This is a genomic window from Rahnella bonaserana (assembly GCF_019049675.1).
GTDB classification, from domain to species: domain Bacteria; phylum Pseudomonadota; class Gammaproteobacteria; order Enterobacterales; family Enterobacteriaceae; genus Rahnella; species Rahnella bonaserana.
Map to the genome: position 1 here is coordinate 373,090 of NZ_JAFMOW010000066.1, position 12,518 is coordinate 385,607.

The window sequence follows — 12,518 nt, forward strand, 5'->3', positions numbered from 1 at the left end:
CCAGATAGAATCTCCGGACATTATCGACGTGTTGCAAAATCACAGCGCACAGACTTATTGCGCAAAGACCAGCGCTTAAAAGAGAAGGTTCCAGCGGATGTCAGAACAAGAGCAAAACATCAGTACGGATGAGTGGGTTGATATCGTCAACGAAGACAACGAAGTCATTGCCCAGGCCAGCCGACAACAAATGCGCGCTCAGGTCCTGCGTCATCGTGCCAGCTATATCGTGGTTCATGATGGCATGGGAAATATTTTGATTCAGCGCCGGACTGAAACCAAAGATTTCTACCCGGGCTGGCTGGATGCAACCGCAGGTGGCGTGGTGCAGAGCGGTGAAAATATTCTGGACTCTGCGCGCCGTGAAGCCGAAGAAGAGTTAGGGATTGCCGGCGTTCCTTTTGCCGAGCACGGTCAGTTCTATTTCGAAGAAGAGAACAAATGCCGCGTCTGGGGCGCACTGTTCAGCTGCGTTTCCCATGGGCCGTTCGCTTTGCAGGAAGAAGAAATCGATGCAGTGCGCTGGATGACACCGGAAGAAATCACTGCACGTTGTGATGAATTTACGCCTGATTCTCTGAAAGCGTTGTCATTGTGGATGACGCGCAATAATGAGAAAGAGCACGGTAAACCTCTGACGCGTGAAGAGACAGTTCCGGCAGCGGAAAGTGTGAAAGCGGATGAAGACCCGTCCGCTGAAAATGAAATCTGATAAGCATCTCGCGGGCGATATACTATCGCCCGTGGTTTTTAGCAGCTGTCCCGCTTACACAATGACGATGCGATCGTCACCTCTTCCCATTCCTCATCATTAATCCTCGCCAGTAACGCCTGTGCGGCACGTACCCCGATTTCTTTATGAGGAATCGCGATGGTGGTCAGCGGTGGCTGACAGACTTTGCTGACGTCCGAATTACCAAAACCCACCACTGCAAGATCGTCCGGCACTTTGATTCTTCTGCGCTGACATTCATACAGCGCACCGCAGGCGAGATCGTCTGACACACAAACCAGCGCGTCGAGTTCAGGCCAGGCCAACAGAAACTCAGGCAGTTGCTGGGCTCCGGTAGAAAAGCAGGCAGGTTCCGCAGCGTTAATCACCCGGTGCGGCGACATGTGCGCTTTCAGCATCGCTTTACGCCAGCCCTGCAAATGTTGCTGGAAAATCCACTGTTCCTGATTAGCGCACAGCATACCGATGTTCTGATAACCCTTTGCTACCACGGTCTGCGTCAGCTGAAACATTGCCTCGACGTAATCAATACCGATATTCATGTCGATAGGGGAATCAGTCAGCGCACCGATCTCCAGCACCGGAATCGTCAGGTTATCCAGCCATTGCCGGACATTCGCGGAATGCTCGACGGAAAGCAAAATAGCGGCTGCCAGATTGTAAGACAGCAGCGTTTCCAGCAGCTTTTCCTCACGCTCCATCCGGTGCTGGGATTCCGCCAGCATGATCTGGTACCCCGCCGGTTGCAGCACTTTTTGCAATCCGGCAAACATCTCAGCGCAGCCGGATTCAGACAGACTGGGCACAATCATTGCAATGGTATTGGATGAGGCTGATGCCAGTGAACTCGCGGCCTGATTGGGCAGATAACCCAGCTGGCTGACGGCTTCTTCGATTTTTTCCCGCAGTTTGTCGGAGACCTGCTCCGGGGTTCGCAGCGCGCGGGAAACGGTCATGCTGCCCACGCCTGCAAGCTGCGCGACATCCGCCAGAGTCACTCTTCCGGTACTGCGTCTTTTCTTGTTAATGGACATTCACGATCCTGACCTTAACTGCGCATCTTGCGCACAATGTATACCCACAGGTATAGCGAAAAAAGCGGGCCGCAGCAGGACCGGCAAAACGGGAACCACGGCAGAATTCGGTAAATTATCGGCAATTTCCTGACAAAGTATACCGTTATTTATGCGATCCGCTGGCCGGTGATACCGCTGGGGGACTATTTTTGATAGCGCTATCACAGATCTCAATGATAGAAGTTTGGTAGCGCTATCTTTGTGAGATGTATCACAGATGTTAACGCTACCGCTGAAGTAGAGTCTGGATCGTTGGTGCGGACTGGGGGAAATTTGACCGGCCATCTTCAAAAATAAAACGGAGCATCACTATGCTGAATGATTGGCTGACATCTGAACGAATTCAGATCAGAACGGATATCACGGACTGGCGGCAGGCAGTGGAAGTGAGCGCTGAACCACTGCTGAAAGAAGGGACAATTACCCCTGATTACCTGACCGCAATTTTTGCGCAGCGGGAAAAGCTGGGGCCGTATTTTGTTCTGGCACCGGGCATCGCAATGCCACACGCCAGACCGGAAGAGGGAGCAAATGGACTGGGGTTATCGCTGCTGACGTTACCGCAGGGGGTTAAATTTAATTCGGAGGATAACGATCCGGTGTATACCGTCGTTATGTTATCCGCGCCCGATAAGCACAGTCATATTGAGCTGATTTCTGAGCTGGCGGAATTATTTTCCAGTGATGAAGATATGCAGAAAATCCATCAGGCGAAAAGTATCAGTGAAATACAGGATGTGATTTCCCGCTTTTAATTTGAGTTAATACCGTAACAAGGAAGATCATTTCAGTCAGGAAATATAAACAGTCAGAGGCCTGAATACGGTCAACTGATACGCTATGTTACGCATTCAAAACAGATAAAGAACAGGTGAATAAAATGAAAATTATGGCGATTTGCGGTTCCGGTTTAGGCAGCAGCTTTATGGTTGAAATGAACATTAAAAAAGTGCTGAAGAAACTGAATATTCAGGCGGAGGTTCAGCACTCTGATTTGTCTTCTGCCATTCCCGGTGAAGCCGACCTGTTCGTGATGGCGAAAGACATCGCTGCCAGCGCCAGCATCCCGGAAAATCAGTTAGTGGTGATCACTAACATTATTGATATTAATGAACTTGAAACCAAACTGATTGCGCATTTTGAAAAACACCCAGTGTCCTGACGGTACTGGATAACCCTACAAATAAAACAAATAGACAAACGAGGTGGATATGTTTATCCAGGAAACGCTCAAGTTTGTGGTTGATATATTAAAAGTGCCTTCCGTACTGGTAGGGCTCATCGCATTAATCGGCCTGGTCGCGCAGAAGAAAAACTTTTCTGATGTGGTCAAAGGTACGGTAAAAACAATACTGGGCTTTTTAGTATTGGGCGGTGGTGCCACGGTATTAGTCGGCTCTCTTAATCCATTAGGCGGCATGTTTGAACACGCCTTTAATATTCAGGGTATTATTCCAAATAACGAAGCCATCGTTTCCATCGCGCTGGAGAAATTTGGTGCACCGACCGCGTTAATTATGGCGTTCGGTATGGTGGCTAACCTGATTGTGGCGCGTTTCACCCGACTGAAATATGTCTTCCTGACCGGACATCACACGTTCTATATGGCCTGTATGATCAGCGTCATTCTGACTGTTGCCGGTTTCGAAGGCGTTTCTCTGGTCTTCACCGGTTCCCTGACGCTCGGTCTGATCATGGCGTTTTTCCCGGCGCTTGCACAACGCTACATGCGTAAAATTACCGGCAGTGACGACGTAGCGTTCGGGCATTTTGGCACCATCGGTTACGTCTTATCAGGCTGGATCGGCAGTAAAGTCGGTAAAGGCTCCCGTTCAACGGAAGAAATGAACCTGCCGAAAAACCTGAGCTTCCTGCGCGACAGTTCCATTTCTATCTCACTCACCATGATCATTATCTATCTGATTATGGCGGTGTTCGCCGGTCAGGTCTTTGTTGAAGCGACGTACAGCGCGGGCCAGAATTATCTGGTGTACGCCATCATCATGGCGATTACCTTCGCGGCAGGTGTGTTCATCATTCTGCAAGGTGTGCGTCTGATCCTGGCAGAAATCGTTCCGGCATTCGTCGGCTTCTCTGAAAAACTGGTGCCGAATGCCCGCCCGGCGCTGGACTGTCCGGTAGTTTATCCGTACGCACCGAATGCTGTACTGATTGGCTTCCTGTTCAGCTTCCTCGGTGGTCTGGTCGGCCTGTTCCTGTTAGGGCAAATGCATCTGGTGCTGATCCTGCCAGGCGTGGTGCCACACTTCTTCACCGGCGCCACGGCGGGTGTCTTTGGCAATGCGACCGGCGGACGTCGTGGCGCGATGGTCGGTGCGTTTGCTAACGGTGTGCTGATTACCTTCCTGCCGGTTTTACTGTTGCCGGTACTGGGTGCGCTGGGCTTTGCCAACGCGACCTTCTCTGACGCGGACTTCGGCGTCATCGGCATCCTGCTGGGCAATCTGGCGCGCTTTATGTCGAAGGAAGGCATCATGGCGCTGATTGTCGGTATCTTCGCGGTACTGGTTGCCTGGAACTATCTCGGCAAAAAAACCGTGGCTGAGAAAGAAGTCACTGAGAAGTAATTCCCTGCATCAAACCGTTTTTAACTAATACGCTTTCAAACAAATACGTTTTTTAACTCCATCCGGGAAACACTGTCCTGCCTGTTAGAAATAACAGGCCAGGATAAGTGCTCACTAAATTAAGGACCAATAAAGATGAAAGATGTCCAGGAGGTTCGTGATCTGGCCCGCCATATCCGCATCGAGACGCTGAAAATGCTGACCGGTCTGGGATTCGGGCACTATGGCGGCAGCATGTCAGTGGTGGAAACGCTGGCTGTTCTGTATGGCGATGTGATGCGCATCGATCCGAAAAAACCCGACTGGCAGGATCGCGATTATTTCGTGTTATCCAAAGGCCATGCGGGACCGGCGCTGTACGCGACGCTGGCGCTGAAAGGCTATTTCCCGGTCAGTGAATTGCAAACGCTGAACCAAAATGGCACCCGTCTGCCGAGCCATCCCGACAGGCTGCGCACCACCGGCGTGGACGCGACCACCGGTTCGCTGGGGCAGGGTGTTTCCATTGCTGCGGGCATGGCGCTTTCGCATAAACTGGCAGGTCGCACTAACCGTGTATTCTGCATTCTTGGCGACGGCGAACTCAATGAAGGCCAGTGCTGGGAAGCCTTCCAGTTTATTGCGCACCATAATCTGCACAACCTGACACTGTTCATCGATTACAACAAACAGCAACTGGACGGCATGCTGGATGAAGTGATCAAACCTTTCGATCTGGCCGGAAAATTCAGTGCGTTTGGCTTCGATGTGCAGACCATTAAAGGCGATGACATTGTGGCTATCAGCGAAGCGGTTACACCGGTTCGTCATGCCGAACAGCGTCCGCTGGTGGTGATCCTCGACAGCATAAAAGGGCAGGGCGTGAAGTATCTCGAGCAACTGGCGAACTCACACCATCTGCGTTTAACGCCGGATATGAAACTGGAAATCGAAAACGCTATCGCTGAGCTGGAGGCCACCCATGTTTGAAGTCTCTCTTGAATTACAAAAAGACGCGGTGGAAATGCGTAAAGTTTACGCTAATACCGTGCGTGAAAAGATTGTGGAAAATACGCCGATTATCGCGCTGGAAGCCGATTTGATGAGCTCGATGGCGATGGACGGCGTGCATAAAGATCACCCTGAACACGTCATCAATTGCGGCATTATGGAAGCCAACGTTATCGGTGTGGCGGCGGGTTTATCGCTGACCGGTCGCGTGCCGTTTGTGCATACTTTTACCGCTTTCGCCAGCCGACGTTGTTTCGACCAGTTGTTTATGTCGCTGGATTATCAGAAGAATAATGTCAAAATCATCGCGTCCGATGCCGGTGTCAGCGCCTGTCATAACGGTGGCACACATATGTCGTTCGAAGATATGGGCATTGTGCGCGGGCTGGCGAATTCTGTGGTGATGGAAGTGACGGATGCAGTCATGTTCCGCAATATCCTGCTGCAGCTGATGGATTTAAAAGGTTTCTATTGGGTGCGCACCATCCGTAAACAGGCCACGCAGGTTTATCGGGAAGGTTCGACATTCACCATCGGCAAAGCCAATGTGCTGCGTGACGGAACGGACGTGACGCTGATTGCCAACGGTATAATGGTCGCAGAAGCGCTGAAAGCAGCTGAAATGCTGGAACGCGAAGGGGTCAGTGCGGCGGTGATTGATATGTTCACCCTCAAGCCGATTGATAAAGACATTATCATCAAATACGCCGCGAAAACTGGCAAAATTGTGACCTGTGAAAACCACAGTATTCACAACGGGCTGGGCTCTGCGGTGGCGGAAGTGCTGGTGGAAAATCAGCCAGTGCCGATGCGCCGTGTTGGCGTGAAGGAACGTTACGGTCAGGTCGGGACGCAGGAGTTCTTACAGCAAGAATATGGCCTGACGGCTGAACATATTCTGGAAGCCGCGAAAACGTTGCTCTGATTTATCAAAAAAACCACTAAAAAAACGCCGGACATTTAGCCCGGCGTTTTGCGTTCAGAAACTTTCTGTTTAAAAGTTCTGGCTTATTTAGCCGCAACCGCTGCTTCGGCCTGAGCAGACTGAATCGCGGTCAGTGCCACGGTGTAGACGATATCGTCTACCAGGGCGCCACGGGACAGGTCGTTAACCGGTTTACGCATACCCTGCAGCATCGGACCGATAGAAACCAGATCCGCAGAACGTTGTACCGCTTTGTATGTGGTGTTACCGGTGTTCAGATCCGGGAAGATGAACACGGTCGCTTTACCCGCAACCGGCGAGTTTGGCGCTTTGGATTGTGCAACGTCAGCCATGATGGCGGCGTCGTATTGCAGCGGACCATCGATGATCAGGTCAGGACGTTTTTCCTGCGCCAGACGGGTCGCTTCACGCACTTTCTCGACATCGCTACCTGCGCCGGAGTTACCGGTCGAGTAGGAGATCATCGCAACGCGTGGTTCGATACCGAATGCCGCTGCGGAATCCGCAGACTGGATCGCGATTTCAGACAGCTGCTCAGCGGTTGGATCCGGGTTGATCGCACAGTCGCCGTACACCAGAACCTGGTCAGGCAGCAGCATGAAGAACACAGAAGAAACCAGTGAGCTGCCCGGCGCGGTTTTGATCAACTGCAAGGGTGGACGAATGGTGTTTGCAGTGGTGTGAACAGCACCGGAAACCAGACCGTCAACGTTACCTTGTTCCAGCATCAGGGTGCCCAGAACCACGTTGTCTTCCAGTTGTTCACGGGCTACCACTTCGGTCATGCCTTTGCTTTTACGCAGTTCAACCAGACGTGCCACGTATTCTTCGCGCACAACAACCGGATCAACGATTTCGATGCCTTTACCCAGCGTCACACCCTGAGCTGCAGCAACGCGTTTGATCTCATCAGGATTACCTAACAGAACACATTCCGCGATACCACGTTCAGCACACAGCGCTGCCGCTTTCACGGTACGTGGCTCGTCGCCTTCCGGCAGAACGATGCGTTTACCGGCTTTACGTGCCAGTTCAGTCAGCTGATAACGGAAGGCTGGCGGAGACAGACGGCGTGAACGCTCGGAGTGGGCACTCAGGGAGTTGATCCAGTCAGCATTGATATGAGAAGCCACGTACTGCTGCAGTTTCTCTACTCGCTGATGGTCATCTGCAGGAACTTCCAGGTTGAAGCTTTGCAGGCTCAGGGACGTCTGCCAGGTGTTGGTATCGACCATGAAGACAGGCAGGCCGGTCTGGAAGGCGCGTTCGCACAGGCTGTTGATGCGCTCATCAATTTCGTAGCCGCCGGTCAGCAGGATCGCACCGATTTCCACGCCATTCATGGCGGCCAGACAGGCTGAAACCAGCACGTCAGGACGGTCAGCAGACGTGACCAGCAAGGAACCCGGACGGAAATGCTCCAGCATATGAGGAATGCTGCGTGCGCAGAAGGTCACGGATTTCACGCGGCGGGTTTTGACGTCGCCTTCGTTGATGATGCGTGCGTTCAGATGCTTCGCCATGTCGATTGCGCGGGTGGCAATCAGCTCGAAGCTCCATGGGATGCAACCCAGAACCGGCAGCGGGCTGTTGGCGAACAGCTGAGTCGGATCGATGTTAGCCACGCTGGCTTTGGTGGAGTCATCAAAAATTTCTGACAGATCAGGACGGGTACGACCCTGATCGTCAACCGGTGCGTTCAGTTTGTTGATGATAACGCCGGTGATGTTTTTGTTTTTGCTGCCGCCGAAGCTGGAACGCGCCAGTTCGATACGTTCTTTCAACTGTGCAGGAGAATCATTGCCCAGCGCCAGAACGAAGACGATCTCTGCGTTTAGGGTCTTAGCGATTTCATAGTTCAGCGCGTTGGCGAACTGGTGTTTACGGGTAGGGACTAAGCCTTCCACCAGCACCACTTCTGCGTCTTTGGTGTTTTCGTGGTAACGCGCGATGATTTCTTCCATCAGCACGTCCTGCTGGTTTGAGCTCAGCAGCGTTTCAACGTGGCTCATTTTCAGCGGTTCAGCTGCAGTCACGGTGGAGTTAGCACGAATGATCGTGGTGGTCTGGTCAGGAGCATCACCACCAGCACGCGGTTGAGCGATTGGCTTGAAGATGCTCAGGCTGACGCCTTTTTGTTCCATGGCACGGATCACACCGAGGCTGACGCTGGTCAGACCAACGCTGGTGCCTGTTGGGATCAACATAATTGTACGGGACACGGCTAAACCTCTTTAACGGTTGCCAGGCAGGGACATTCGCAGGTTTGTGCAGAGGGGATAATGATCAGCATAAGCGCGATGATTATCCTGCGCGGTGCGTTCAAACGGGCGGCGTTTGCCTATGGGTGAAAAATTGCCCGCATTACGCGGGCAGTCTCAGAATTATGCAGTCAGACGCGCGGCGTCTTGTGCAATCACCAGCTCTTCGTTGGTCGGGATGACCAGAGCGGTGCGGGTGCCTTCTTTGTTGATGGCACCGGATTTGCCGAAGCGTGCAGCCAGGTTGCGTTCGTGGTCAACTTCAAAGCCCAGCAGACCCAGTTTGTCCAGAGACAGTTCGCGAACCATCGCAGCGTTTTCACCGATACCGCCGGTGAAGACGATAGCGTCCAGACGGCCTTCCATCAGTGAAGTGTATGCACCAATGTATTTCGCCAGACGGTGGCAGAAGACGTCCATAGCGCGTTTAGCGTCAGCTTTGGTCGTGTAGTTGTCTTCAACATAACGGCAGTCACTGGTCACTTCAGTCAGACCCAACAGGCCAGATTCTTTGGTCAGCATTTTGTTGATTTGGTCAACGCTCATGCCCAGTGAATCGTGCAGATGGAAAATGATTGCCGGGTCGATGTCACCGCTGCGGGTACCCATCACCAGGCCTTCCAGTGGGGTCAGACCCATAGAAGTATCGACACATTTACCATTACGGATAGCACTCACAGAACCGCCGTTACCCAGATGGCAAGTGATCAGATTCACTTCATCCACTGGCTTGTTCAGCATTTTTGCAGCTTCCTGAGTCACGTAGAAGTGACTGGTGCCGTGTGCGCCGTAACGACGGATATGGTGATCTTTATACAGGCTGTACGGCAGGGCGTAGAGGTAAGACTCTTCCGGCATGGTCTGATGGAAAGCGGTGTCGAAAACGGCAACGTTTTTATCAGCCAGTTTAGGGAAGGATTTCAGCGCTTCGTCGATACCGATCAGGTGAGCCGGGTTATGCAGCGGCGCAAACGGAATAGATTCTTTGATACCTTCAATGACAGCGTCGTTGATCAGCATTGACTTGGTCAGCTTTTCGCCGCCATGAACGATGCGGTGGCCGATTGCAACCAGCTCTGCGGACAGCTCAGGTTTTTTGCTCAGAATGTTGTTAACGATGAATTTCAGCGCTTCACTGTGTGCGGCACCCGCACCTAAAGCGGCTTCTTCTTTGCCACCGTCCATTTTCCATTTAATACGTGCTTCTGGCAGATGGAAACATTCGGCTAAACCTGAAATGTGCTCTTCGCCGTTTGCAGCATCAATGATGGCAAACTTAAGGGAAGAACTACCACAGTTAAGAACCAGTACAAGCTTACTCGACATGGAAGTACCTATTTATTGTTGGTGCTGTTTAAGAAAAACAATACACGTGGTTAATAAATCGTCAATCTGACATCAAGCGTAGCGCATAATGGCGGTGACAATTATGATTAACATCATGCCGGAGAGCCAAAACCGGCATGATGATGAAAAAGCTGGAGAATCGCCGGGCTTTACTTGTTTAAGCCCTCTGATAACAAAGAAATAACCTGTGCACGGGCACAAAGTTTCTCTGTTATGCGCCTTCAGGATGTTACTAATCAGTAAAAACACTAACAAAAAATACAATAACTAATTACAAAACCACCCAGAGCAAGGCACTATGCTTAATATAGGGAGCAAACATTGCAATTACCGTTTGTACCCCAACTTTATTATGATGTCGTTGCCTGAGAGGGTTGCGAGGCTGCGATAGAATACCGACAGTGTCAGTAAAAACAAAATATATTTTATCGTGGTAAACTCCAGTTTGTGTTTTACAACTATTTTTTAAATTTTATGCGTGAAGTTGAGGTGCAGATATGACGAGTAAGCCAACGGGCTCTGTAAGCTGGTTCCAGATCTTCCAGCGCGGACAGCACTACATGAAGACATGGCCGTCAGATAAGCGCCTGGCTCCGATGTTTCCGGAGAACCGCATCTCCACGGCCACTCGTTTCGCCGTGCGTATTATGCCGCCGGTTGCGGTATTTACCCTGACGTGGCAAATCGCGCTCGGTGGTCAGCTTGGGCTTGCGGTGGCCACGGCGATTTTTGCCTGTAGTCTGCCAATGCAGGGATTGTGGTGGCTCGGTCGTCGTTCGGTGACGCCGCTGCCTCCTGGTTTACTCGGCTGGTTCCATGATGTGCGCAATAAGCTCGCTGAAGCGGGGCAGGCACTGGCACCGATTGAGGGCACCCCGACCTATCAGTCTTTAGCTGACGTACTTAAACGCGCGTTCAAGCAACTCGATAAAACATTTTTAGACGATCTGTAAGCCTGAGTTCCCGCTGACCCTGTCAGCCATCATCTATAGTCTTTCATGAGTGGCATAACACCGGAGGAAAGTCCCCTCCGGTGATTATTTCAGATGAGATCCCGACTCAAATCAAAGAATGGTGTGCTTGCGATTTCGCAGAACTTTGCGCTATGCCATGCTTTGCTCATTATGCAGACATGAGGATTTTCACGATGGAAATGACTAACGCTCAACGCCTGATTTTGTCGAATCAATACAAAATGATGACTATGCTGGATCCCGATAACGCGGAACGGTATCGCCGGTTACAGACGGTCATTGAACGCGGTTTTGGTTTGCAAATGCGCGAGCTGGACCGAGATTTCGGCGAACTGTCGGAAGAAACCTGTCGCACTGTGATTAATATTATGGAAATGCACCATGCCATGCAGGTGTCGTGGACCAATCTGAAAGACACGCAGGATTTGGATCGTCGCCGTATCGATTTCCTGGGCTTTGATGCTGCCACTGAATCCCGTTATTTAAGCTATGTTCGCTTTATGGTGAACACCGAAGGACGTTACACTGACTTCGATGCAGGCACGCATGGCTTTAACTCGCAGACTAAAATGTGGGATAAATACCAGCGTATGCTGGCCGTGTGGCAATCGTGCCCGCGTCAGTACCATCTGAGTGCGGTAGAGATCGCGCAAATCATTAATGCTTAATGTGAAATAACCAAAGGGGAATTGCCTGTGGAGTGCAAAGGTTTCTTGTTCGACCTTGATGGGACGTTAGTGGATTCATTACCGGCAGTTGAGCGTGCATGGATTAACTGGGCGCTCAGCTGGGGAGTAAGTCCTCAGGATGTTCTGGCGTTCATTCACGGCAAACAGGCGATAACTTCCTTACGTCATTTCATGGAAGGCGAAAGTGAAGAAACGATTCAGAAAGAGTTTCTCAAACTGGAACAAATCGAGGCGACTGACACTGAAGGCGTCACTGCGCTTCCCGGCGCCCATTTGCTGTTGAGCGAACTTAACCGCCAGGATATTCCCTGGGCGATTGTGACCTCCGGTTCAATGCCTGTCGCCAGCGCCCGTCATAAAGCGGCACACTTGCCTGAGCCCGAAGTATTTATCACTGCCGAGCAGGTGAAACATGGTAAACCCCAGCCGGATGCCTATCTGCTGGGCGCCGAACGTTTAGGTCTGGCACCGGAAGATTGCGTGGTTGTTGAAGATGCGGCTGCCGGTGTGATGGCCGGTCTGGCTGCGGGCTGTAAAGTCATTGCAGTGAACGCGCCTGACGACACGCCAGGAATTGAAAATGTCGATTTTGACCTGACAACCCTGGAAGTTCTGTTGATCAGTCGTACCGATGAGGGTGTAAAAGTCAGCCTGCGTTAAGTACAGAAAAAACACAGTTTCCTTCTTTAAATTGATATAAACCTCGCCTGTGCGAGGTTTTTTTATGCCATTCTGATACCCGTCATACTTCAAATCGTCTCCGCGTTGGCTGCGTTACTCGGCACATCCATGGGCCTCGCTCCAGAAGGAGTCGCTGCAAGCAGCGTTCCAATCTGCTCCGGGCAGATTGGTCGCAAACCCCGGTCACTTACTTATGTAAGCTTCCGGGGATTTACTCAATTGCCGCCTTGATA

At 51.5% G+C, this 12,518-nt stretch carries 12 protein-coding genes; 9 read left to right on the forward strand and 3 right to left on the reverse strand.

Translation table 11 applies throughout. From position 1 onward, the window contains the following. Positions 1–97: 97 nt before the first annotated feature. Positions 98–712 carry an NUDIX hydrolase YfcD gene (gene yfcD / locus J1778_RS19295; protein WP_217174528.1) on the forward strand — a complete coding sequence of 205 codons (615 nt, stop codon included), beginning with the start codon at positions 98–100 and terminating at the stop codon, positions 710–712. Positions 713–750: 38 nt separating this feature from the next. On the opposite strand, the gene J1778_RS19300 is transcribed toward yfcD, so the two are convergent. Then, positions 751–1,767, reverse strand: a complete 1,017-nt coding sequence (locus tag J1778_RS19300) for a LacI family DNA-binding transcriptional regulator (protein WP_113877039.1) — start codon at positions 1,765–1,767, stop codon at positions 751–753. A gap of 353 nt (positions 1,768–2,120) precedes the next feature. Between J1778_RS19300 and J1778_RS19305 the strand changes: the two genes are divergently transcribed. The 5 genes from J1778_RS19305 to J1778_RS19325 all read left to right on the forward strand — a co-directional run bounded on the left by J1778_RS19305 (position 2,121) and on the right by J1778_RS19325 (position 6,312). Further along, positions 2,121–2,564, forward strand: a complete 444-nt coding sequence (locus J1778_RS19305; protein WP_217174529.1) for a PTS sugar transporter subunit IIA — start codon at positions 2,121–2,123, stop codon at positions 2,562–2,564. Positions 2,565–2,689: 125 nt separating this feature from the next. Then, positions 2,690–2,971 carry a PTS sugar transporter subunit IIB gene (locus J1778_RS19310; protein ID WP_217174530.1) on the forward strand — a complete coding sequence of 94 codons (282 nt, stop codon included), beginning with the start codon at positions 2,690–2,692 and terminating at the stop codon, positions 2,969–2,971. Positions 2,972–3,020: 49 nt separating this feature from the next. Continuing rightward, positions 3,021–4,397, forward strand: a complete 1,377-nt coding sequence (locus tag J1778_RS19315) for a PTS ascorbate transporter subunit IIC (protein WP_217174531.1) — start codon at positions 3,021–3,023, stop codon at positions 4,395–4,397. A gap of 135 nt (positions 4,398–4,532) precedes the next feature. Next, entirely contained in the window at positions 4,533–5,366 is an 834-nt protein-coding gene (locus J1778_RS19320; protein WP_217174532.1) for a transketolase, read from the forward strand. Continuing rightward, positions 5,359–6,312 carry a transketolase family protein gene (locus tag J1778_RS19325; RefSeq protein WP_217174533.1) on the forward strand — a complete coding sequence of 318 codons (954 nt, stop codon included), beginning with the start codon at positions 5,359–5,361 and terminating at the stop codon, positions 6,310–6,312. The genes J1778_RS19320 and J1778_RS19325 overlap by 8 nt, the downstream gene beginning before the upstream one ends. An 83-nt stretch (positions 6,313–6,395) precedes the next feature. On the opposite strand, the gene pta is transcribed toward J1778_RS19325, so the two are convergent. Both pta and ackA read right to left on the reverse strand, forming a co-directional pair. Further along, positions 6,396–8,540, reverse strand: coding sequence for a phosphate acetyltransferase (pta, locus tag J1778_RS19330; protein WP_217174582.1), 2,145 nt, complete (start codon positions 8,538–8,540; stop codon positions 6,396–6,398). A 177-nt stretch (positions 8,541–8,717) separates the two neighbouring features. After that, complete coding sequence (gene ackA, locus J1778_RS19335) at positions 8,718–9,920, reverse strand: acetate kinase (RefSeq protein ID WP_217174534.1); 1,203 nt, start codon at positions 9,918–9,920, stop codon at positions 8,718–8,720. A 518-nt stretch (positions 9,921–10,438) separates the two neighbouring features. Here ackA and yfbV point away from each other — a divergent pair. The 3 genes from yfbV to J1778_RS19350 all read left to right on the forward strand — a co-directional run bounded on the left by yfbV (position 10,439) and on the right by J1778_RS19350 (position 12,264). Further along, positions 10,439–10,894 carry a terminus macrodomain insulation protein YfbV gene (yfbV, locus tag J1778_RS19340; RefSeq protein WP_112289915.1) on the forward strand — a complete coding sequence of 152 codons (456 nt, stop codon included), beginning with the start codon at positions 10,439–10,441 and terminating at the stop codon, positions 10,892–10,894. Between the two features lie 194 nt (positions 10,895–11,088). Next, a complete protein-coding gene (locus J1778_RS19345) occupies positions 11,089–11,583 on the forward strand; it encodes a YfbU family protein (protein ID WP_217174535.1) in 495 nt (164 codons plus the stop codon). A gap of 27 nt (positions 11,584–11,610) precedes the next feature. Continuing rightward, a complete protein-coding gene (locus tag J1778_RS19350; protein ID WP_217174536.1) occupies positions 11,611–12,264 on the forward strand; it encodes a sugar phosphatase in 654 nt (217 codons plus the stop codon). Positions 12,265–12,518: the final 254 nt, after the last annotated feature.